The organism is Streptomyces echinatus (genome assembly GCF_014203595.1).
GTDB lineage: Bacteria > Actinomycetota > Actinomycetes > Streptomycetales > Streptomycetaceae > Streptomyces > Streptomyces echinatus.
Genome location: NZ_JACHJK010000005.1, coordinates 423,049 through 445,840 on the forward strand (window position 1 = coordinate 423,049; position 22,792 = coordinate 445,840).

The 22,792-nt window shown below is 73.1% G+C and carries 16 protein-coding genes and 1 pseudogene; 10 read left to right on the top strand and 7 right to left on the bottom strand.

Going from position 1 to position 22,792, the window contains the following annotated elements:
* Positions 1-3: 3 nt before the first annotated feature.
* Together FHS34_RS17190 and FHS34_RS17195 are read right to left on the bottom strand one after the other, a co-directional pair.
* On the bottom strand, positions 4-498 hold the full coding sequence (locus FHS34_RS17190) for an SUKH-3 domain-containing protein (protein ID WP_184966113.1): 495 nt from the start codon (positions 496-498) through the stop codon (positions 4-6).
* Positions 499-580: 82 nt separating this feature from the next.
* Entirely contained in the window at positions 581-1,096 is a 516-nt protein-coding gene (locus FHS34_RS17195; RefSeq protein WP_184966115.1) for a YwqJ-related putative deaminase, read from the bottom strand.
* Positions 1,097-1,401: 305 nt separating this feature from the next.
* Here FHS34_RS17195 and FHS34_RS17200 point away from each other — a divergent pair, with 305 nt between their 5' ends.
* From FHS34_RS17200 to FHS34_RS17210, 3 genes are all read left to right on the top strand, one after another.
* On the top strand, positions 1,402-2,442 hold the full coding sequence (locus FHS34_RS17200; protein ID WP_184966118.1) for an SMI1/KNR4 family protein: 1,041 nt from the start codon (positions 1,402-1,404) through the stop codon (positions 2,440-2,442).
* A gap of 10 nt (positions 2,443-2,452) precedes the next feature.
* Positions 2,453-5,581 (top strand): SUKH-4 family immunity protein, encoded by a 3,129-nt coding sequence (locus FHS34_RS17205; RefSeq protein ID WP_184966120.1) that lies wholly within the window; start codon positions 2,453-2,455, stop codon positions 5,579-5,581.
* Positions 5,582-5,904: 323 nt separating this feature from the next.
* Positions 5,905-6,777: a cellulose-binding protein gene (locus tag FHS34_RS17210; RefSeq protein WP_184966374.1), complete on the top strand. Its 873-nt coding sequence runs from the start codon at positions 5,905-5,907 to the stop codon at positions 6,775-6,777.
* Between the two features lie 25 nt (positions 6,778-6,802).
* Here FHS34_RS17210 and FHS34_RS17215 read toward each other — a convergent pair whose 3' ends face one another.
* The 3 genes from FHS34_RS17215 to FHS34_RS17225 form a co-directional block, all read right to left on the bottom strand.
* Complete coding sequence (locus FHS34_RS17215; protein WP_225817502.1) at positions 6,803-8,383, bottom strand: sodium/solute symporter; 1,581 nt, start codon at positions 8,381-8,383, stop codon at positions 6,803-6,805.
* Between the two features lie 98 nt (positions 8,384-8,481).
* The gene (locus FHS34_RS17220; RefSeq protein ID WP_184966124.1) at positions 8,482-8,937 is read right to left on the bottom strand and encodes a DUF485 domain-containing protein; all 456 of its coding nucleotides are present in this window, start codon (positions 8,935-8,937) and stop codon (positions 8,482-8,484) included.
* A 193-nt stretch (positions 8,938-9,130) separates the two neighbouring features.
* A complete protein-coding gene (locus tag FHS34_RS17225; RefSeq protein ID WP_184966126.1) occupies positions 9,131-10,627 on the bottom strand; it encodes an MFS transporter in 1,497 nt (498 codons plus the stop codon).
* A 443-nt stretch (positions 10,628-11,070) separates the two neighbouring features.
* On the opposite strand from FHS34_RS17225, the gene FHS34_RS17230 reads away from it, so the two are divergent.
* The 4 genes from FHS34_RS17230 (at position 11,071) to FHS34_RS17245 (ending at position 18,648) form a co-directional block, all read left to right on the top strand.
* Positions 11,071-11,859, top strand: a complete 789-nt coding sequence (locus FHS34_RS17230; RefSeq protein WP_184966128.1) for an ABC transporter ATP-binding protein — start codon at positions 11,071-11,073, stop codon at positions 11,857-11,859.
* Positions 11,856-14,438, top strand: a complete 2,583-nt coding sequence (locus FHS34_RS17235; RefSeq protein WP_184966130.1) for an ABC transporter permease — start codon at positions 11,856-11,858, stop codon at positions 14,436-14,438. Before FHS34_RS17230 ends, FHS34_RS17235 begins: the two co-directional genes overlap by 4 nt.
* A 294-nt stretch (positions 14,439-14,732) precedes the next feature.
* Positions 14,733-18,263 (top strand): transcription-repair coupling factor, encoded by a 3,531-nt coding sequence (gene mfd / locus FHS34_RS17240; protein ID WP_184966131.1) that lies wholly within the window; start codon positions 14,733-14,735, stop codon positions 18,261-18,263.
* Positions 18,264-18,291: 28 nt separating this feature from the next.
* Entirely contained in the window at positions 18,292-18,648 is a 357-nt protein-coding gene (locus FHS34_RS17245; RefSeq protein WP_184966376.1) for a MerR family transcriptional regulator, read from the top strand.
* A 49-nt stretch (positions 18,649-18,697) separates the two neighbouring features.
* Here the strand turns inward: FHS34_RS17245 and FHS34_RS17250 are convergent, their stop codons facing one another.
* On the bottom strand, positions 18,698-19,459 hold the full coding sequence (locus FHS34_RS17250; protein ID WP_184966133.1) for an SDR family NAD(P)-dependent oxidoreductase: 762 nt from the start codon (positions 19,457-19,459) through the stop codon (positions 18,698-18,700).
* A gap of 68 nt (positions 19,460-19,527) precedes the next feature.
* Complete coding sequence (locus tag FHS34_RS17255; RefSeq protein ID WP_184966135.1) at positions 19,528-20,136, bottom strand: TetR/AcrR family transcriptional regulator; 609 nt, start codon at positions 20,134-20,136, stop codon at positions 19,528-19,530.
* Positions 20,137-20,252: 116 nt separating this feature from the next.
* Here FHS34_RS17255 and FHS34_RS17260 point away from each other — a divergent pair, with 116 nt between their 5' ends.
* The 3 genes and pseudogenes from FHS34_RS17260 to FHS34_RS17270 all read left to right on the top strand — a co-directional run bounded on the left by FHS34_RS17260 (position 20,253) and on the right by FHS34_RS17270 (position 22,470).
* On the top strand, positions 20,253-21,185 hold the full coding sequence (locus FHS34_RS17260) for an SCO6745 family protein (protein WP_225817492.1): 933 nt from the start codon (positions 20,253-20,255) through the stop codon (positions 21,183-21,185).
* A 183-nt stretch (positions 21,186-21,368) separates the two neighbouring features.
* Positions 21,369-21,605: pseudogene (locus FHS34_RS17265) on the top strand (hypothetical protein); the annotation flags it as partial.
* A gap of 82 nt (positions 21,606-21,687) precedes the next feature.
* Positions 21,688-22,470, top strand: coding sequence for an HNH endonuclease family protein (locus FHS34_RS17270; protein ID WP_184966137.1), 783 nt, complete (start codon positions 21,688-21,690; stop codon positions 22,468-22,470).
* Positions 22,471-22,792: the final 322 nt, after the last annotated feature.

Sequence of the window (22,792 nt, forward strand, 5' to 3'; positions counted from 1 at the left end):
GGGTCAGCCCGCGGTGAGGCGTGCGGGTTCGATGCCGGTGACGAGGGTGGCCAGGGCGTGGTCGATGTCGGGGCCGACGTACCAGTCGCCGGTGTGGTCGATGGTGTAGACGCGGCCTTCGGCGTCGATGGCGAGGAGGGCGGCGGTGTCGGTCTCCTCGCCGAGGGGGCACAGCTCGGTGCCGAGGGCGCGGCCGAGGTCGCCGAGGGTGCGGGCGAGGTGGAGGCCGTGCAGGGGGTCGAGGTGCAGGCTGGCGGGGGCGATCTGGCGGCCGGGGCCGGTGGGGGTGATGCGCAGGCCGCCGAATTCGGCCCAGGCTTCGACGGCGGCGGGGAACACGGTGTGCCGGTGTCCGGCGGGTGAGGTGTGTTCGCGCAGGGTGTCGGCCCAGATCTCGGCCTGCTTTATGTCCCAGCGTCCGGGTTGCCAGCCGGCGGCGCGCAGGGCGGCGTCGACGGGTACGGGGAAGCGTGTGGTGGTGGTGCGGTCGGCGTGCATCTGCCCTTCGTTCGTCGTGCGCGCGCGTGTGCTCGCGTGGTGGTGCCGGTGGTGACGGTGCTGTCGGGGTTGACGGGCGTGGTCAGTCGTCGGTTGCGGCGGGGTCGACGACGCGGACGCCGAAGTGGGCGCTGAGGGCGGTGCAGGCGCGGCAGGGGGCGGCGAAGCTGCCGTGGAGGGGGTCGCCGTCCTCGCGTATGCGGCGGGCGGTGAGTTTGGCTTGTCTGAGTGCTTTGCGGGCTTCGCTGTTGGTCATGGGCCGGCGGGCGGCGCGTTTGCTGCGGGCGGTGTCGGCGGCGGTGATGTGCCGGGAGATGAGGATGGTCTCGGCGCAGCGGCCGGTGAAGCGGTCGCGTTGGGCGCTGGTGAGGGTGTCGAGGAAGTCCTGGACGAGGGGGTGCAGCGCGGGGGGCTGGTCGGCGCGGGCGGCGGTGCCGGTGAGGGTGGTGCCGCGGACGGAGAGGGCGGCGGCGACGGTGGGCAGGATTCCGTCGCGGCGGTGCCTGAGGGTCGGTGCGGGGGGTGTGTCGGCGCCGCTCCAGTCGATGCGAGGGTCGCCGGTCCGCACGTCGGCGCCTCCGGTCTGCAACGTGTTCATGATCGTTTTCCTCCCCGGGCATCCCCCCGAAGGACACAGGGTGCCAAATGCCGTGGCTCGTGCGGAAGCTGGGGCGCCGCGACACGCCCGTTCCGGGCAGGCCGTGACGGTGGGGTGACGGCTGGTCACGGGGGTGTGGGGAGGTTCCGTATCGTTCGCCGGGATCCTTCTGGTCCGCGCCGGGCGGGTGTGGGCCGCGGGATGTGGTGGGCCGGTGACCGGGGTTCGTGTACCGCATAGGCTGTCGGCATCCGCGATCGACACCGCCGTTCAGGCCAGAGAGAACGCCGCAGGGGGCAACCGCCATGACGACAGGTCGGCTCGGGCTGGGGACGCCGCCCAGCCGCCAGGCCGGGGGACAAGCCATGCCGCCGAACGCGGCCTACGCCGGGCAGGTCGTGCACTTTCCGGATCCGGTCCGGGCGGCACGTCACCCGAGAGGGGTACGGGTCGATGAGCGTGGTCATCCGGATTTCTCGCCGTACGCGCGCGTGGCGGTGGAGATCGCCGAGCCTCCGGAGGGTTTCGGGGTCGACGAGCTGCGGCTGACGGACTACGTGTCGGCGAACGCGGCGCTGGCGGCGACGGGGCACGAGTTGTGGGACACGGTTCCGGATGTGGCGACGCCGCACGGCTGGACGTGGCATCACGTGGCGGGCACGCGGCGGCTGGAGCTGGTCCCGGTCGAGGTGAAGGCGCTGTTGCGGCATCACGGCGGGGTGGCGACGGCGGCGGTGGACCATGCCAAGCGTGGTACACGGCCGTTGCAGGAGTCCCGGCCGGCGCACTTCGGGCTGCCGAAGTCGGGTGTGGCGGTGTCGGAGGCGCAGGTGCAGGGGGTCGAGGAGGAGCTCGGCTACCGGCTGCCGGGTGCCTATCGCTCGTTCCTGAAGGCGGCGGGCGGCTGTGCGCCGGTCGGCACGGCGCTGGTCGCCGAGCTGGGGCTGCTGCTGGACCAGCCGTTCTTCACGGTGCGGGACGAGGCCGCGGTCAATGACCTGGTGTACGTGAACAAGTGTCTGCGCGACCACCTGACGAAGGATTACCTGGGTGTGGGGTTCGTGCAGGGCGGGCTGCTCGCGGTGAAGGTGAAGGGCGAGCGGCTCGGCACGGTGTGGTTCTGCGCGTTCGACGATGTGCGGGACGTGGATCCGTCGTGGTCGCCGGCGGAGCGGGTGGAGCGTCTGCTGCTGCCGTGCGGTGACGACTTCGACGGCTTCCTGTCCCGGCTGGCGGGCAGTCCGCCGGAGCTGGAGACGGTGGCCAATCTGATGGTGGACGGCGGTTTCGCCCGTGTCGTCCCGGTGTCTTCCGGCTCGGCGTCTTCCGGCCCGGTGGGGGAGTGAGCTGCAGGCGATGGTGACCTACGCGCAGGCGCAGGAGCGCGCCGAGGAGTGGATCAACGGTGACGTGCCCGTGTACCAGCACCGTGAGGTGCGGGTGCGCGAGTTCGAGCTGGGGTTCGTGGTGTGGGGCGAGGACCGGGCCGAGGGTCCGCGTTCGGACGCGGGCGGCCAGCGGCTGGTGATCGCCCGGGACAGCGGGGAGGCGACGCTGTGGCCGGCTCTGCCGGTGGGTGAGGTGATCCGCCGGTACGAGGAGGAGTACGGCGGGGCCGTCGAGCCGCAGGACGCGGTTCCGGCGCCCGCTCCCGCCCGGCTGGACCTCAATCAGACGTCGTTCCTGCTGACTCCGCCGGAGTGGCTGCAGGAGGCGGCGGACAAGCTGGGGCTGGGCGACCGGCGGCCGCAGGACGCGGCGGCGGGTACGGCGACGCCGACACCGGCTGCGGGACCGGCTGCGGCCGCGGCCACGGGGTCGGGCGTGGTGTCGGGCTCCGGTCAGGGTCCGGCTTCTGTCGGGGGTCCGGCTTCCGTGGGTGGTCCGGCTTCCTCCGGTGGTGCGGCGCCGGGTGGTGCCTCCTCCGGTGGGGGCGGGCTCGCCGAGACGCAGGCCGGGGCGCCGGCGGGTACGCCCGGCGCGGTGCACGCCGGTGCCGGTGCGCCGGGAGATGCGGGGACCGGCGGCGTGCCGGGGGCGCCCGCTCCGGCGGACGTGCCTCCGGGCGCCACGCCCTGGGCCGGTACGGACACGAACGCGGAAGCCAGTGAGGACGACCGGTCCGTGCCGCTGCCCGCGACGGTGTTCGCGCCGCCGTTGAGCGAACCGGACGACGTGGCGCGTCCGCCGGCGGTCGCGCCGGACGCGCCGACGGCGTTGATGTCGGCAGGCAGCCAGCTGCCGCCGACGGCGATCGCACAGGCGCTTGACGTGCCGGGCGCGCCGAGCGCCGGCCAGAGCAGTACGCCCCCGCCGCCGGGCTCTCCGGCGTACGGTCATCCGCACGCGTCGCCGGTTCCGGGCACACCGCCGCCGGGCGTGGCGCCCTACCCTCCGGCGCACGCCGCTCCGCCCGCGCCCCCCATGGCTCCCGGCGTGCCGGGCGCTCCGCAGGGCAGCACGCCGCCGCCTCCGCCGCAGGGCAGCACGCCGCTTCCGTCGCCGGGCGCTCCGCACGGCAGCGCCCCGCCTCCGCCGCCCGGCGCCCCGTCGTACGGCTATCCGCAGGGGCCCGGTGCTCCGGGGTACGGCTATCCGCAGGGGCCGGGCGGTGCGCCGGGCGCGCCGCAGCCTCCGGCGGGCCCGGGTGCGCCTGCGCGGCCGCTCGCACCCCACGCGGGGGACATCGCGGACGCCGCGACGAGCAAGGCGGCGCCGCCGCCGAAGAAGGCGCGCGGTGGTGCCGGTGCGCCGCCTCCGCCGCCGGGTGTTCCCGGCACGCCGGGCGCGCGCCCGGCGGGTGCGACGCCGCCGCCCGCGCCGGGTGCGCCGGCGGGTGGGTATGTGCCGACGCAGCTCGTGTCGGCGCTGGGGCCGGAGGGTCCCGAGGCGGGCGGCGTGAACCCGCCGGCCGGTCCGGGTGGTGCGAACGGGCCGCAGGCGCCGGGTGCGCCGAACGCTCCGGGTGCCCCCCATCCGCCTGCCGCGCCTCCGGCCGGTCCGGGTGGTACGCCTCCGGGCAACGTGCACCACGCGGCCACGATGCTGGCCGATCCGAGCCAGATGGGCGCCGCCCCGCAGCCCCCGGGTGTTCCGGGTGTCCCGGGCGCGCCGGGTGTGCCGAACCCGCCCGGCTTGCCCGGTGCCCCGGGCATGCCCCCCGCGCCGGGTGCCCCGCAGCCTCCGGGCGTCCCCGGCGCTCCTGGCGCCCCCGGTGCTCCGCAGCCTCCGGGTGTCCCCGGTGTTCCTGGCGCGCCCGGTGCCGGGGGCGGCGCCCGTGGGGCCGTGCACCACGCGGAGACGGTGCTGTCCGCTCCGCCGGTGGCCGGTCCCGGCGCGCCTCCGCCGCCGCCCGCCCCCGGCGCACTCGGCATGCCGGGTGCTCCGGGTACGCCTCCGGGCGCCCCGCAGCCGATGCCGCCCGGGGCGATGCCTCCGCCGGGTGCGATGCCTCCGCCGGGTGCGCCCGTGCCGGGGCAGCCGCCGGCGTACGGGCATCCGCAGCAGGGGCAGCCGACGGTGGGCCCGGGCTATCAGGCCGTGCTGCGCTACCGCGCGCAGGACGGTTCCGAGCAGCAGCTGATCCGGCGTTCGGCGCCGGGCACGCCGCACCCGGAGTGGCAGATCTTCCATGAGCTGCGGGCCATGAACGTGCCGGCGGACCAGGTGCTGGAGCTGCACACGGAGCTGGAGTCGTGCGAGCTGCCGGGCGCCTACTGCGCGCGGATGATCCGCGAGCAGTGGCCGCAGGCGCGGATCACGAGCATCGCGCCGTACGGCACGGATCACGCGAGCCGGCAGCAGGGCATGCACCAGTTGCTGGCGCACCAGGGTGAGCTGCACCAGGTGGCGGACGGTCCCGCGCGGCCGGCGCCGGTGCGGGCGCCGCTGCCGCCGGTGCAGGCGGTGCCGCCGGTGCCGCCGGAGGGGATCGCGCACGAGCTGGCCGCGGCGTTCGGGCCGGGTGTGTTCCGGTTCGAGCAGCAGGCGGTGTCCCGGCAGGGCGTGCCGCCGGTCGTGGCGCACACGCTGGTCGTGGCCGGACTGCCGCTGGACATGGGCCCGTTCTTCTGGGCGCAGGCGCAGCCGGGCCGTCCGGTGCCGACGCTGGCGGAGCTGGCGGCCGAGCGCGGGGTGCAGCCGGCGGCGGACGCGGGCTCGTACCTCGTCATGGGCACCGATTTCGGCAAGGCGATCTGTGTGCAGTACGGGACGGCGAACATCGTGGCCGTGCCGGTGGAGGCGGGTCCGGGCGGTGCGCCGGTGCCGCCGCAGTTCGTGAACAGCGGGCTGCCGGAGTTCGCGCGGTGCCTGGCGCTGCTGGGCCGGATGTGGCGGCTGCGGTACGGGCTGAACCAGGAGCAGGCGGGCCGCTGGACGGTCGACTTCCAGGCGCAGCTGGCCGCTCTGGACCCGGCGGCGCTCGGTTCGCCGGAGAGCTGGTGGTCGGTGCTGCTGGAGCAGATGTGGGACGGGTTGCTGTAACGCGTTCCCTTCCCCGGTCGCCGTAGCGCGCCGCCGCCCGGCCGGGCGGCGGCGCGTCACCGGGCCCTTCACGCGCGCGCGTGAAGGGCCCGACGCGTTCCGTGGGCGCCCCGGCCTGTCGTCACCGCCACCGTCACCCTTGCGGCGGGTCCGTTCCGGGTGTCCGCGTCCGCCACACCGATCGCCAACTGCGACGTTCCGAACGTGACGTGTCTGCGGAGTGTCGCGTTATGAACACTTATGTCCGATCCATCAAGATATGCGCGAAATCATTATGTCGTGCAGGTCCGGTGGAGAGGAGTCCCCAGGTGAGCAACGCATCGATGCCGCCGCACGGCTTCGTGACCGTCCGGGGGCGCGGCTACCGCCCCGACCAGGTCGACGCGTACCTGGAGGCGCTGTCCGACAACCGGGACGCCGCTTGGGAGCGGGCCGCCCGGCTGACCGTCCTCGCCAAGGAGATGGAGGCGGAGGCCGTACGGGTGCGCCAGGCCGTCGCGGAACTCCCGCCGCAGACGTACGAGACGCTCGGCGGGAACGCGGGTCGGCTCTTCCAGTTCGTGCAGGAGGAGGCGGCGGACCTGCTGGACCGCACGCGCCGCGAAGCCCAGCGGCAGGCGGCGCAGGCCGAGGCGGACGCCGAACGGGTGCTCCAGGAGGCGCGGGAGGCGGCGGACGCGATCCGCGCGGAGGCCGACGAACGCGCCGAGCAGACGCTCCTCGCCGCTCAGGCCGAGGCCGACGCCGTCCGCGTCGGCGCCCGGCGCGAGATGAAGACGGGGCGCGGAGAGGCGCTCGCCGCCGTACGCGAGGCACGTCAGTGCGCCACCGGCATGCTCGCCGAACAGGCCCGGGAGTACGCCGGCCGCTGGGCCGCGGCCGAACGTGAGGAGGCCGAGCAGATGGCCGCGCTGGACGCCCGGAACGCCGACCGGTCGAACCGGGCCGAGGCCGCGCTGGCCGAGGCCGAGCAGGCCCTCGCCGACGCCGAGGAGTTCGCCCGGAACGCCCCGGACGAGGCACGCGCGCGTGCCGCCGACATCATCGCCGAAGCCCGCGCGCGCGAGGAGCTCATCGCCCAGGAGACGGAACAGGTGCTGCGCGAGCACGGCGACACCTGGGACGACGTCCAGGCGCACATGGACTCCGTACGTGACAGCCTCATCTCACTGACCGGCCGGGTGACCATGGAGTAGCGCGCCCGGCCCGGCGGACGCCGCGTCAGGCCCCCTTCCGCACCGCCCCCGCCAGGATGCGTCCCTCCACCGCCTCGTACTGGCGCCGTTGCCGCTCCGCCTTCGCGCGGCCCGACAGCACCGTGCCCAGCCAGCCGAAGAAGAAGCCGGCCGGGATGGAGACGATGCCGGTGGTGGTGAAGGGGAACCAGTTGAAGTCGGCGTGCGGGAACGCCGAGACGGGCGACCCCGAGACGAGATTGGTGCCCGGCATGAGCAGCAGTACGGTCACCGAGCCCCCGATCAGCGTGCCCAGCAGCCCGCCACGGGTGTAACGGCGCCAGAAGAGGCCGTAGACCAGGGCCGGCGCGAGGGCGGAGGCGCCCAGGCAGAAGGAGAGCGTCACCAGGGGCTGCAGGCTGTAGTGCTGCACCAGGGTGGCCAGCAGGATCGTCGGCACCCCTATGGCGAGCGCGGAGACGCGGGCCAGGACCATCTCGCGGCGGGCCGTCATCTCCTGGACCCGGGCCGCCAACACGTCGTGCGCGAGGGAGTTGGCGCACGCCAGGATCATCCCGGCCACCGAGGCGAGCAGGGTCAGGAAGACGGCGGTGGTGACCATGGTGAACAGGAAGGTCTCCGCTGTGGACACGCCGGTCCCGAACACCGCGCGCGAGCCCAGCAGATACGCCGTGTTGCCCTGCGGGTCGGCCGCGGAGATCGCCGTACGCCCGAGCAGTGCCGTGGCGCCGAACCCCACCACCGTGATGACCAGCACGAACAGGGCGACGAGCGACACGGCCCAGGACAGCGAGCGGCGTACCTGGCGGGCGCTCGCGGCGGTGTACATGCGCATGGTGACGTGCGGCAGGCAGGCACCGCCGAGCACGACGGTCAGCTCCGAGGCGACCATGTCGAGCCGGGACGCGGGTGCGGTGCCGAACTGCAGCCCGGAGCGCAGGAAGCCGGGCCCGGCGCCGCTCTGCCGCGCCGCCGTGGTGAACAGGGCGCCCGGGTCCCAGTCGAAGCGGCGCAGGACCAGGACGGCGACCACCGCGCCGGAACCCAGCAGCATCACGATCTTCAGGATCTGGATGAGCGCGGTGCCCTTCATGCCGCCGATCGCCGCGTAGGCGATCATCAGCGCGCCGAGGCCGACGACGCACCCCGTCTGCAGCGACTCGTTGGTGAAGCCGAGGATGAAGGCCATCAGCTGCCCGGTGCCGGCCAGCTGGACCAGCATCAGCGGCAGCAGCGCGGCGATGGTCACCGCGCACACCGCGGCGCGCACACAGCGGCCCGGCAGCCGGCGGGCGAGCGCGTCGCCCATGGTGAACCGGCCCGCGTTGCGCAGCGGTTCGGCCAGCAGGAACATCAGCAGCATCAGCGACAGCGTCGTACTGAGGGCGAGGACGACACCGTCGTAGCCGCACAGGGCGATCACCCCGCCGGTGCCGAGGACGGTGGCGGCGGAGATGTAGTCGCCGGCGATGGCGAGGCCGTTGCGCAGCGGGGACAGGGATCCGTAGCCGGTGTAGAACTCGTCCAGGTCGTCCCGGTCGGGTCCGGTCATCACGCACAGCAGCAGGGTCACCGTGGCGACGGTGGAGAAGGCGACCAGGGACATGGACTGGGCGGAGTCGCTGAAGCCGGCGAAGCCCGCGCCGGGCGAGGAGCCGGTGGCGCCGGTCAGCGAACCGGTCAGAGAGCCGGTCGTCGCGCCGGTCATCGCGTCGCCCCTCGGCGCGCGTCCAGTTCGGCCTGCTTGCGGATGCGGTCGGCGAGCGGGTCGACGCGCCGGCGCGCGGTGTGCTCGTACAGGGCGATCGCGAGCCAGGTGACGGGGAGCGTGAGCAGGGCGAGCAGCAGCCCGGCCGGGATGCCGTCGGCGACGGTGCTCGTCATGACGCCGGGCGCACACGCGGACAGGACGAGGAAGAGGATGAAGTAGCCCAGCGCGGTGAGCGTGGCGGTGCGCCGCTGCCAGCGGTAGGCGCTGCGCAGGACGCGCAGGTCGCTGTGGTGGCCGAGGGGTTCACGGGGCGGCCGGGGGGCCGGACGGACGGGGTCGGGGGGCTCGGGGGGCTGCCAGGGGTAGGTCGGCCGGGGCGAGTGCGACGAGGGCGGCGGCGAGTACGGCGACGGCGGCGGGTACGACGGGTGCGGCGGGTCGTAGGACATCCCGGGGCTCCTTGCGTGGCTCGGGTCCGTGGCGGCGGACCGCAGGGAGGTGGGGGGAGGAACTGGGTCACGCACGCTACTCGGGGACGTGGGGGTGCGCGGCGTTTTCACCGAACTGGCCAGTCGGTATGCGCTTACTACGCGCGGCCGCCCGCCCCGGACGCGTCCGCTCGGCGACCGGACCCGGCGGCGCTCAGTCCTGGAGCACCGGGAACCGCCGGGGCGCCACCACCAGCAGCACCACGAACGCCAGCGCCGCCGCGCCCGCCGCCCCCAGGTAGACCGCGTGCACCGCCGCGGCGATCGCGCGCCGGGTCGCCTCGGGAACCGTACCGGCGTCCAACGCGCGCGTGACGGAGTCCAGATCGCCCGCCCCGCCCAGCCGCGCGGCGAGCACCCCGTTGGCGACGGCGCCGAACAGGGACGCGCCGAGGGTCTGCCCGGTCTGCCGGCAGAAGAGGACCGAGGCGGTCGTGGTGCCCCGCTCCGACCAGCCCACGGTCGACTGCACCCCGACGATCAGCGGCAGCTGGAACAGCCCCAGCGCCCCGCCCAGCAGCAGCATCAGCAGCGTCGGCTGCCACCACGACCCGGGATACGGCAGGAACGGGAACGCGCACAGGATCAGCGCCGCCAGGCCGATGCCGCACAGCGCGGTGTCCCGGAAGCCGATCCGCCGGTACAGGTGCTGGCTGAACGCGGCGGACAGCGGCCAGCTGAGCGTCCACACCGACAGCACGAACCCGGCGGAGACCGGCGCGAGCCCGAGCACCGACTGCGCGTACGTGGGCAGGAACACCGCCGGTGCCACCATCAGCAGCCCCAGCGCGCCGAGCGCCAGATTGACGGCCGCGATCGTCCGGCGCCGCCACACCCACCCCGGGATGACCGGCTCGGCGGCCCGCCGTTCCACCGCCACCACCACGGCGGCCAGGACCAGGCCCGCGCCGAACAGGGCCAGTGACGGCGCCGACAGCCACGGCCACGCGACCCCGCCCTGCACCAGCGCGGTCAGCAGCACACCGCCGCACATGAACACCGCGAGCGCGCCCGCCCAGTCCACGCGCGCGTGCGGCACCTTCTCCCGCTCCGGCTCGTGCAGATGACGGACGATCAGCCACAGGGCGGCCGCGCCGATCGGCAGGTTGACCAGGAAGATCCAGCGCCAGTCGGCGTAGGCGGCGAGCACCCCGCCGAGCCCGGGGCCGGCCACCGCGGAGACCGCCCACACCGTCGACAGCTTGGACTGGATCTTCGGGCGCTCCGCCAGCGGGTACAGGTCGGCGGCCAGCGTCTGCACGGTGCCCTGCAACGCCCCGCCGCCCAGGCCCTGCACGATCCGGAACGCGATCAGCGCCGCCATGTTCCAGGCCGCCGCGCACAGCAGCGAACCCAGCAGGAACACGGCCGCGCCCGCCACCAGCACCGGCTTGCGGCCGAAGGTGTCGGACAGCTTGCCGTACACGGGGAGCGTGACGGTGACGGCGAGCAGATAGCCGGAGAACAGCCACGAGAAGACGGAGAACCCGCCGAGGTCGCCGACGATCTGCGGTACGGCCGTGGAGACGACGGTGGAGTCGAGCGCCGCCAGTGCCATCGCCAGCATGAGCGCGGCGACCACCGCGCCCCGCCGCGCGGGTCCGGCACGCCGGGCGGCGCCGCCGCGTATCGCCGGTGTCGTACTCCCCACCGCACACCCCTCCCGTGCTTCCCGCCGGAAGCTACCCCGTTGCCCCCTGCATCCATGTCCGGCACGACAGCTTCCCACGGGACTGCGGCTTGACCCCGACGCTACGGAAGGGTGGAGCCTTTGCGCACCGAAGGGTGGAGACAACCCCGAGAACGGCTCCACCCGGCGGTGGAGCACCCCTAGGGGTATCTCCGTACTACGGCTCGGGGAGGGTTCGTCCCGCCGGAGGACGAGACCGGCCGGGGTCGTTCCTTAACCTGGCTTTACGCCGCTGGGGGGCGGCGAACCGCAGCGGCGGGGGTGGGGTTAGCCCCCCGGAAAGACGGGGCTTCGCACCAGCGCGCGGCACCCCCGCCGACCGCGAGACTCATCGACGTACCCGCAACGACGACCCGGAACACCGGGCACCTCACCGACTTGTCGACCGACATAGGAGACATACCGTGACATCGGCTGTGACCATTCCCAGGCACGGGGGCACTGGAGGGCGTACGGCCGTTGCCGCGCGGGCGCGGCAGGTCGTGAAGGCGTACGGGTCCGGAGAGACCCGGGTCGTCGCCCTGGACCACGTCGACGTGGACATCGCCCGCGGTCAGTTCACCGCGATCATGGGTCCCTCGGGGTCCGGCAAGTCCACCCTGATGCACTGCCTCGCCGGCCTGGACACCGTGACGGGCGGTCAGATCTTCCTGGACGAGACCGAGATAACCGGCCTGAAGGACAAGAAGCTCACCCAGCTGCGCCGGGACCGGATCGGCTTCATCTTCCAGGCGTTCAACCTGCTGCCCACGCTGAACGCGATCGAGAACATCACGCTGCCCATGGACATCGCCGGCCGCAAGCCCGACCGGGCCTGGCTGGACCGGGTCGTGGAGACCGTCGGGCTCGCCGGCCGCCTCAAGCACCGGCCGACCCAGCTCTCCGGCGGCCAGCAGCAGCGCGTCGCGGTGGCCCGCGCGCTCGCCGCCCGCCCGGAGATCATCTTCGGTGACGAGCCGACCGGAAACCTCGACTCGCGTGCGGGAGCCGAGGTCCTGGGCTTCCTGCGCCGCTCGGTGGACGAACTCGGCCAGACCATCGTCATGGTCACCCACGACCCGGTGGCCGCCTCCTACGCCGACCGCGTGCTCTACCTCGCCGACGGCCGGATCGTCGACGAGATGTACAACCCGACGGCCGATCAGGTCCTTGACCGCATGAAGGACTTCGACGCCCGGGGGCGCACGTCATGACCGTCCTGAAGACCTCGCTGCGCAACTTCTTCGCGCACAAGGGACGCATGGCGCTGTCGGCGACGGCGGTGCTGCTGTCGGTGGCGTTCGTGTGCGGCACGCTGGTGTTCACCGACACCATGAACACCACCTTCGACAAGCTGTTCCAGGCGACCGCCTCGGACGTGACGGTCAGCGCCAAGAACGCCTCCGACACCGGCGAGACCACCTCCCGCACCGGCATGCCGCCGGTCGTGCCGGCCTCGGTCCTCGACGAGGTCCGCGGGGCCGGGGGCGTGAAGTCGGCCGAGGGCACCGTGTTCTCCACCTCGGTGACCGTCGTCGACGCCGACAAGGACAAGCTGTCGCCCAGCAGCGGCGCGCCCACCATCGTCGGCAGCTGGAACGGCAACGACGCCCGCACCATGGAGATCAGCTCCGGTACGGCGCCCAAGGGCCCGGACCAGGTGATGGTCGACGCCGACACCGCCGACAAGCACCACCTGAAGCTCGGCGACGAGATCGGCGTCATCACCGCCGTCGAGACCCACCACGCGCGCGTGTCCGGCATCGCCACCTTCAAGGTCACCAATCCCGGCGCGGCGATCTTCTACCTGGACACGAAGACCGCCCAGCAGACCCTCGTCGGCCGGACCGGTGTCTACACCAACGTCAACGTCACCGCCGCCCAGGGCGTGACCGACGACCGGCTGAAGCAGAACGTGACCGCCGCCCTCGGGCACGGCTACAAGGTGCAGACCGCCAAGGAGGTCGCCGAGGCCAACCAGAAGGGCGTCCAGAGCTCCCTGAACGTCATGAAGTACGCGATGCTCGGCTTCGCCGGGATCGCCTTCCTGGTCGGCATCTTCCTCATCATCAACACCTTCTCCATGCTGGTCGCCCAGCGCACCCGCGAGATCGGCCTGATGCGCGCCATCGGCTCCTCCCGCAAGCAGATCAACCGGTCCGTGCTGATCGAGGCGCTGCTGCTCGGCGTGATCGGCTCCGCGCTCGGCGTGGGCGCCGGCGTCGGCATCGCGATCGGCCTGATGAAGCTCATGGGCCTGATGGGCATGCACCTGTCCACCGACGACCTGACCGTCGCCTGGACCACTCCCGCCCTCGGCCTGCTGCTCGGCGTGGTGGTCACCGTCCTCGCCGCCTACCTGCCCGCCCGGCGCGCCGGCAAGGTCTCCCCGATGGCCGCCCTGCGCGACGCGGGCGCCCCGGCCGACGCCAGGTCGGGTGCCGTCCGCGCCGTCATCGGCCTGCTGCTCACCGGCGCCGGCTGCTACGGCCTCTACGTCGCCGCCACCGCCGACAAGGCCAAGACCGGCTCCGGCTGGCTGGGCCTCGGCGTGGTGCTCACCCTGATCGGCTTCGTCGTCATCGGCCCGCTGCTCGCCGCCGGCCTGGTCCGCGTCCTCGCCGCGATCATCCTGCGGGTCTTCGGGCCCGTGGGCCGCATGGCCGAGCGCAACGCGTTGCGCAACCCGCGCCGCACCGGCGCCACCGGTGCCGCCCTGATGATCGGCCTGGCCCTGGTGGCCTGCCTGTCGGTGGTCGGCTCCTCCATGGTGGCCTCCGCCACCGACCAGCTCGACAAGACCGTGGGCGCCGACTTCATCATCCAGGACGACAACGGCAAGGAGATCAACGCGCGGGCGGTCCACGCGATCAAGGGCGCGCCGGGCCTGGAGCGGGTCACCGAGTACAAGCTCCTGGACGCGACCCTGACCACCCCGGACGGCCGTGTCTCCGAGGACGAGACGATCAACGCGGCCGACCCGACCTACCCGAAGGACCTGCGGACCGAGACGGTCGCCGGCAGCCTCGCCGACGCCTACAAGCCCGACTCGATGTCCGTCTTCGAGGGCTTCGCCAAGAAGCACGGCATCAAGCTCGGCTCCACGGTCGCGGTCGACTTCAAGGACGGCCGGACGGCCAGGCTGACGGTCCGGGCGATCACCAGCGACGACACCGTCATCGACAAGGGCGCGATGTACGCGTCCATCGCCACCGCCGCCCGGTACGTGCCGGCCGACCGGATGCCGCTCGACGACCTGGTCTTCGCCACCGCCGAGGACGGGCAGGAAGCCGCCGCCTACAAGGCCCTCAAGGCCGCGCTGCACGACGACTTCCCGCAGTACACCGTGCGCGACCAGACCGACTACAAGCAGGAGCTGAAGGACCAGATCGGCCAGATGCTGAACCTGATCTACGGCCTGCTGGCGCTCGCGATCATCGTCGCGGTCCTCGGTGTGGTGAACACCCTGGCACTGTCCGTGGTCGAGCGGACCCGGGAGATCGGCCTCATGCGGGCCATCGGCCTCTCCCGCCGCCAGCTGCGCCGCATGATCCGCCTGGAGTCCGTGGTGATCGCCGTCTTCGGCGCCCTGCTCGGCCTCGGCCTCGGCATGGGCTGGGGCGCGACCGCCCAGAAGCTCCTCGCCCTGGAGGGCCTGAAGGTCCTGGAGATCCCCTGGCCGACGATCACCGGGGTGTTCATCGGATCGGCCTTCGTGGGCCTGTTCGCCGCGCTGGTCCCGGCGTTCCGGGCGGGCCGGATGAACGTGCTGAAGGCCATCGCGACCGACTAGCCGCCCGGACCGGGCCGACGGCCACCGCACACGGGGGTTGCGGGGGAGAACCCGGCGCCGGGAAGTCCTGCGGGACTTCCCGGCGCCGGGTCGACGGCGTTTCCCGGGACGCCCCGCCCCGCCCCGACGACTTCCGGCGTGGCGGGCGGGAAAGCGGGGACTCGGGAGGCGTGGCGCCCCGGTTGTCCACAGGCGCCGACGGCGAGCCCGGCAGCGACGTACGCTGGACACCCCCGGCCGGTCACCCGCGTCGGGCTCTTCGCGTTGCCAACCCCAGGACGGAAAGCCTCCTCCATGAGCCTGCACGGTCTGCTCGACGCCGTCGTCAAGGACCCCGCCCTCGCGGAAGCGATCACGGCGGCGACGGACGGCAACCGCATGCACGTCGACCTCGTCGGCCCCCCGGCGGCCCGGCCCTTCGCGGTCGCCGCCCTGGCCCGCGAGGCGGGCCGGCCTGTCCTGGCGGTGACCGCCACCGGCCGGGAGGCCGAGGACCTGGCCGCCGCCCTGCGCTCCCTGCTGCCCGAAGAGGGCGTCGTGGAGTACCCCTCCTGGGAGACTCTCCCGCACGAGCGGCTCAGCCCGCGCAGCGACACCGTGGGCCGCCGCCTCGCCGTCCTGCGCCGCCTCGCCCACCCCCGCCCCGACGACCCCGAGACCGGCCCGGTCTCCGTCGTCGTCGCACCCGTGCGCTCCGTGCTCCAGCCGCAGGTCAAGGGCCTCGGCGACCTGGAACCGGTCGCCCTGAGGACCGGCCAGAGCGCCGATCTGAACGACATCGTCGAAGCCCTCGCGGCCGCCGCCTACGCGCGCGTGGAGCTCGTCGAGAAGCGCGGCGAGTTCGCCGTGCGCGGCGGCATCCTGGATGTCTTCCCGCCCACCGAGGAACACCCCCTGCGCATCGAGTTCTGGGGCGACGACGTCGAGGAGGTCCGCTACTTCAAGGTCGCCGACCAGCGCTCCCTCGAAGTGGCCGAGCACGGCCTGTGGGCGCCGCCGTGCCGCGAACTGCTGCTCACCGACGACGTCCGCGCACGCGCGCGTGCCCTCGCCGAGGAGCACCCGGAGCTCGGCGAACTCCTGAACAAGATCGCCGAGGGCATCGCCGTGGAGGGCATGGAGTCCCTGGCGCCGGTCCTGGTGGACGACATGGAGCTGCTGCTCGACGTGCTGCCCAAGGGCGCGATGGCCGTCGTCTGCGACCCGGAGCGGGTCCGCACGCGCGCCGCCGACCTCGTGGCGACCTCGCAGGAGTTTCTGCAGGCATCCTGGGCGGCCACCGCCGGCGGCGGCGAAGCCCCGATCGACGTCGGCGCCGCCTCCCTGTGGTCCATCGCCGACGTCCGCGACCGCGCGCGAGAGCTGGACATGATGTGGTGGTCGGTGTCGCCGTTCGCGGCCGATCTCGAACTGGAGGCGGACACCCTCAAGCTCGGCATGCACGCCCCCGAGACCTATCGCGGCGACACCGCGCGGGCCCTCGCCGACACCAAGGGCTGGCTCGCCGACGGCTGGCGGACCGTGTTCGTCACCGAGGGCCACGGCCCGGCCGCGCGCACGGTCGAGGTGCTCGGCGGCGAGGGCATCGCCGCCCGCCTGGACGTCGACCTCGGCGACCTGAGCCCGTCCGTCGTCCACGTCTCCTGCGGCTGCATCGACTACGGCTTCGTCGACCCGGCGCTCAAGCTCGCCGTCCTCACCGAGACTGACCTCACCGGCCAGAAGGCCGCCGGCCGTGACGGCACCCGGATGCCGGCCCGCCGCCGCAAGACCATCGACCCGCTCACCCTGGAGCCGGGCGACTACATCGTCCACGAGCAGCACGGCGTCGGCCGCTACATCGAGATGGTGCAGCGCACCGTGCAGGGCGCCACCCGCGAGTACCTGGTGGTCGAGTACGCGCCCGCCAAGCGCGGCCAGCCCGGCGACCGGCTGTACATCCCGACCGACCAGCTGGAGCAGATCACCAAGTACGTCGGCGGCGAGGCCCCCACCCTGCACCGCCTCGGCGGCGCGGACTGGACCAAGACCAAGGCCCGCGCGAAGAAGGCCGTCAAGGAGATCGCCGCCGACCTGATCAAGCTGTACAGCGCGCGGATGGCCGCCCCCGGCCACGCCTTCGGCTCCGACACCCCGTGGCAGCGCGAGCTGGAGGACGCCTTCCCCTACGCGGAGACCCCGGACCAGCTCACCACCATCGCCGAGGTCAAGGAGGACATGGAGAAGTCGGTCCCGATGGACCGCCTGATCTGCGGCGACGTCGGCTACGGCAAGACCGAGATCGCGGTGCGGGCCGCCTTCAAGGCCGTACAGGACGGCAAGCAGGTCGCCGTCCTCGTCCCCACGACGCTGCTGGTGCAGCAGCACTTCGGGACGTTCTCCGAGCGGTACGGGCAGTTCCCGGTGAACGTGAGGGCGCTCTCCCGCTTCCAGACCGACACCGAGGCCAAGGCCGTCCTGGAGGGCCTGAAGGACGGCGCGGTGGACGTCGTCATCGGCACCCACCGCCTGTTCTCCTCGGAGACGAAGTTCAAGGACCTGGGCCTGGTCATCGTCGACGAGGAGCAGCGCTTCGGCGTCGAGCACAAGGAGCAGCTGAAGAAGCTCCGCGCCAACGTCGACGTGCTGACCATGTCGGCCACGCCGATCCCGCGCACCCTGGAGATGGCGGTCACCGGCATCCGCGAGATGTCCACGATCACCACCCCGCCGGAGGAGCGCCACCCCGTGCTCACCTTCGTCGGGCCGTACGAGGAGCGGCAGATCGGCGCGGCCGTCCGCCGTGAGCTGCTGCGCGAGGGCCAGGTCTTCTACATCCACAACCGCGTCGAGTCCATCGACCGCGCGGCGGCGAGACTGCGCGAGATCATCCCCGAGGCGCGTATCGCGACGGCCCACGGCCAGATGTCGGAATCCGCGCTGGAACAGGTCGTCGTCGACTTCTGGGAGAAGAAGTTCGACGTGCTGGTGTCCACCACGATCGTGGAGTCCGGCATCGACATCTCCAACGCCAACACACTGATCGTGGAGCGCGGCGACAACTTCGGCCTGTCCCAGCTGCACCAGCTGCGCGGCCGCGTCGGCCGTGGCCGGGAACGCGGCTACGCCTACTTCCTGTACCCGCCGGAGAAGCCGCTCACCGAGACCGCGCACGAGCGCCTGGCGACCATCGCCCAGCACACGGAGATGGGCGCGGGCATGTACGTCGCGATGAAGGACCTGGAGATCCGCGGCGCCGGAAACCTGCTCGGCGGCGAGCAGTCCGGGCACATCGCGGGCGTCGGCTTCGACCTGTACGTCCGCATGGTCGGCGAGGCGGTCGCCGACTACCGGCGGCAGCTGGAGACCGGCGAGGTGGAGGAGGAGCCGCCGCTCGAGGTCAAGATCGAGCTGCCCGTCGACGCGCACGTCCCGCACGACTACGCGCCCGGCGAGCGCCTGCGCCTCCAGGCGTACCGGGCCATCGCCTCCGCGAACTCCGAGGAGGACGTCAAGGCCGTCCGCGAGGAGCTCACCGACCGCTACGGCAAGCTGCCCGAGCCGGTGGAGAACCTGCTGCTGGTGGCGGGGCTGCGGATGCTCGCGCGCGCGTGCGGCGTCGGCGAGGTCGTCCTTCAGGGCACCAACATCCGCTTCGCGCCGGTGGAGTTGCGCGAGTCGCAGGAGCTGCGGCTCAAGCGGCTCTATCCGGGCACGGTCATCAAGCCCGCCGTGCACCAGGTGCTGGTTCCGCGCCCGAAGACCGCGAAGGTCGGCGGCAAGCCGCTGGTCGGCCGCGAACTGCTCGGCTGGGTCGGCGAGTTCCTCACCTCGGTCCTGAGCTAGCCGGTTGAGTACAGGGACGGGGGCGCGCGTGCGGATCGGTGAGCTGGCCGGGGCGACCGGGACGACACCGCGCGCCCTGCGCCACTACGAGCAGCAGGGCCTGATCACCTCCACGCGCGCCGCCAACGGCTACCGCGAGTACGACGCCCGTACGGCGGTCCGCGTCCGCAACATCCGCCGGCTGCTGGAGGCGGGCCTCACCCTGGACGACGTGCGGGCGTTCCTGCCCTGCCTGGACGGCGACGTCACCGCCGGCCCCGCCTCCGCCAAGGGCCTGAAGATCGCCCGGGACCGGCTGGCCGTCCTCGACGCCCGCATAGCGGCCCAGGCGGCCGTACGGGAACGGCTGGCGGCGGCCCTGAGAGATGCGGGCGAATCCGCCTGACGGCGTGCCCGGAAGGCCTGCGGGGCACCGTTCCCGGGGGGCTAGCCCGTCAGGCGACGACCGCACCGCCGTCGACGGGGAGGACCACGCCCGTCACGAACGACGCCTGGGGGGAGGCGAGGCGGGTGATGGCCCAGGCGACCTCCTCGGGGCGGCCGATCCGGCCGAGCGGGGTGTGGTCGAGCTGCCACCTGCGGATCGCGGCGCGCCGTTCGGGGGTGTGGCCGGCGTGGTCGGTGATCGGTGTCTCGATCGCGCCCGGGGCCACGGCGGCCACCCGGATGCCGTGCGGTGCCAGTTCCACCGCCCAGCTGCGGGTCAGCACCTCCAGGGCCGCCTTGCCCGCCGCGTACAGGGAGTTGCCGGGCCAGGCCCGCTGGCCCACCGAGGTCGTCACGTTCACCACCACACCCCGGCTCTCCTCCAGCGCCGGCAGCGCGGCCTGGGTGAGCAGCAGGGGCGCGAGGAGGTTGGTCTCCAGCAGCGGCCGCACCGACGCACGCGTGTAGCTGCGCAGGGAGTCGGTGGTGATGACGGCCGCGTTGTTGACGAGCACGTCGATCCCGCCGTACCGCTCCGACGCGGCCCGTACGACGGTCTCGGGCCCGTCCTCGGCGGTCAGGTCGGCGGGCAGGGGCGTGATCCCGGGGTGCCCTTCCGCGGTCTCGGCCAGGGGCGCGGCCCGGCGGCCGACGGCGACGACCTGCGCGCCCTCGGCGGCGAACGCGCGCGCGGTGGCGCGGCCGATGCCGGTGCCGGCGCCGGTCACGAGGACGGTACGGGGGGTACGGGAGTGGCTGTTCTCGCTCATGCCGGGATCGTCCGACCCTGACGCCGGTGACAAGGTCAAGCGCGGGGGTGTCCGGGCCGGCCGAGAGTTCAAGTGCGGGGGGTGTCCGGGCCGGCCGAGTGGAACAGCATCGCCGCGAGGGCGCGGAACACCTCCTCCGGATCGTCGTCGCCGACGGCTCCGTCGAGGTTGTGGCCGAGGAGCAGCGTGGCGAAACCGTGGGCCAGGGACCAGGCGGCGACTCCGGCCAGGCGGGCGTCGGGACCGCGGTCGCCGGGGTCGACGGCGGTGACCGCGGCACGCAGCGCGTCCGCCGCCAGGGCGCGGGCCGTGCCGAGTTCCAGGTCGTCGCCGCGCAGCAGTCCGGGGGAGAACATCACCTGGAAGTGGGCGGGGTGCTCGCGGGCGAAGCGGACGTAGCGGACGCCCGCCTCGCGCAGGTCGCGGGCGTCGCCGAGCGCCCGCGCCAGCAGCCCGTAGCCCTCTGCGGCGATCGCCGTGAGCAGACCGGCGCGATCCCCGAAGTGATGCGCGGGCGCCGCGTGCGACACCCCCGCCCGGCGTGCCAGATCGCGCAGGCTCAGGGCCGAGGGACCGTCGGCGGCGATCACGTCCAGCGCGGCCGTGAGCACGGCACGGCGCAGGTCACCGTGGTGGTACGACCGCTGCGACGCGGCCGGGGACTTCGCGGGGCTCATGGGAAGCAGCCTACGCGCCATCTAGGCATTGACAAGTTCGTGGCCGCCGAGGCAATCTAGTCAGTGTCAAGTTCGAGCGTGGCCGGACGGGCCGCGCACGGGGGAGGGGTGACGCCATGTCCGAGCGGACCGGCAGTGCGATCGGGAATGCGAGCGGGAGTGCGGCGGCGACCGGGCGTGCCGAGGCGGTGCCGCCGGCGCGGGCGCGCCAGTTGTGGCACCTGCTGGAGCCACTGCACGCGGTGCTGTACTACGCGCCCGAGATCTTCGAGGAGTCGGCCGCCCTCGGCTATGCCGTGACAGACCGCTGGCCGAGCTACTTCCCGCTGCGCGCGGCCCCGCTGGGCGCGGCCGGACCCGAGCGGGTGGCCTCCGCCTTCTACAGCTTCGCCCCGCACATGGTCGCCGAGCACATCGGCCCCGCCTGGACCGTCGCCCGGCCGGAGCGGGTGCTGGAGGCACGCCTGCGCGGCATCGACCGGACCTACCGCGCGATCCTGGGCGACCGTGTCGAGGGTCCCGGACTGGCCGAGGCCGCCGCCCTCGCCCGGCGCGCGGCCGAGGCCGCCGGCACGGCGGGCCGCCCGCTCGCCGCGGCCAACGCCGAACTGCCCTGGCCCGAAGCCCCGCACCTCCAACTCTGGCACGCGGCCACGATCCTGCGCGAACACCGCGGTGACGGCCATGTCGCCGCCCTGCTCCACGCGGACCTCGACCCCGTCGAGTCCCTGGTCTCCTTCGCGGCGACGGGCGCCGCCTCCGTCGAGCGCTTCGAGAGCCGCGGCTGGAGCCCCGGGCAGTGGTCGGCCGCCGGAGCCCGCCTGGCCGACCGCGGTCTCGTCGCCCGGGACGGCACCGCCACGGAGGCGGGCCGCGCCCTGCGCCGCCAGGTGGAGGAGGACACCGACCGTCTCGCCGTGGCCCCCTGGCAGGCCCTCGGCGGCACCGGCGTCGACCGCCTCACCGAGCTCCTCGGCGACCCCTGGGTCGCCTTCCTCTCCACCGGACTGCTGCCCTCGGAATCCACCCTGGGCATAGGCAAGGTGTGAGCGGGCGCACGCACCCGGCGCCCGTGCTCCCCCGCCATGGCCTCAAGTGACCCGAGTCGAGCCCGTCTTGCCTCTCTATCACCCGTTTGCGCCCCATCTCGCGCAAGCGGAAGGACGGTTACCGTGGGACGGAACGATCCGTCCCCGGCCGGGGACGGACAGGGCGAGCGAGGGGGGCGCACCGTGACGCGTCTGAGGGGCGGGACGGTCGCCGCCGTGGCCGTGCTGGTCGCCGTGACCGGTTGCAAGGCCGAGCAGAACAAGGGGGCGTCCGGGCCCGGGGAGACGGGGAGCGGGGGCGCCGCCCTGACCGCCGCCGGCTCACTGACCGTCAAGGGGCGTGCGCCGAAGACCGGTTACGCGCGGGACCGGTTCGGCACCGCCTGGGCGGACACCGACTCCAACTCCTGCGACACCCGCGTTATCTCTATGCTGCGCGGCATGATCGCAGGGTTCTCGCAGCTCATGTCCGGGTCGGTGCGCTATGCGTACTGAGAGGCACATGAGGAACAGTCGCGGAAGTCGGCGTGCTCTCTTGGCGTCCGCCGCGCTGCTGGCCACCGGATTCATGCTCGTCGGCTGCGACGATCTCACTCCGCCCGTGGCCGGCGGATCCTCCGGTTCCGCCGTCCCGACCGCCGACAACGGTCGGGCTGTGAGCCCGCTGGACAATCCGGACGGAACGAAGCCTGGGCTGGCGGCGATCACATCCGCTGCGGACAGGACGAAGGCGCGGTCGTTGATCGAGAAAGTGGCGACAAAGGGGCGCGGCCCCAAAACGGGATATGAGCGGGACAAGTTCGGCTACGCCTGGATGGACTCGGCTCCGGGCGGCATTCCCTTTGCTCACAACGGGTGTGACTCGCGAAACGATCTCTTGAAACGTGATGGCGAGAAGGTCCGCTTCCGGGCCGGGTCGGACTGCGTCGTCACCTCCATGACGCTGCATGACCCGTACACCGGGAAGACGATCGAGTGGACCAAGTCCCGTGCGACGAAGGTCCAGATAGATCACGTCATGCCGCTGTCGTACGACTGGCAGATGGGTGCCTCGCGCTGGACGCAGGGAAAGCGGGAGGACATAGCCAATGATCCGCTCAACCTGATCCCAGTGGACGGGCCGACCAACGGCGCGAAGAGCGACTCGGGTCCGGCGACGTGGTTGCCGCCGAACAAGAGCATGCGCTGCTCATACAGCGTGCGGTTCGCGCAGGTCTCACTGAAGTACAAGCTGCCGGTGACGGCGGCGGACAAACAGATGATGTTGGAGCAGTGCGGCGGGTAGCAGCGGTCTGTGCTGCCGTCGCCGCCGCTCCCTCTTCAAGCTCGACGGCATCGGTGTGCCCTCGCACGCTCTGCCGGTCAGGACGCCAGCAGGGAGCACGCAGTGCTGCGAGGTGACGGGCCAGGGCGAGCATGGTGAGCACTGCCACGAGCGCGCATACCCCCCACTATCCGACGTGGTGGTAGGCGTGGACCCCGAGCCAGGAGCCCATGGTTCGTCGCCCGGGCGCGCGACGGACGACAGGTCCTGTACCGCCGCAGCTCCCTCGGCGACCAGCTGGCGACCAGCGCCAGCCCCACCTGTTCGTGACCTCTGGAGCTGG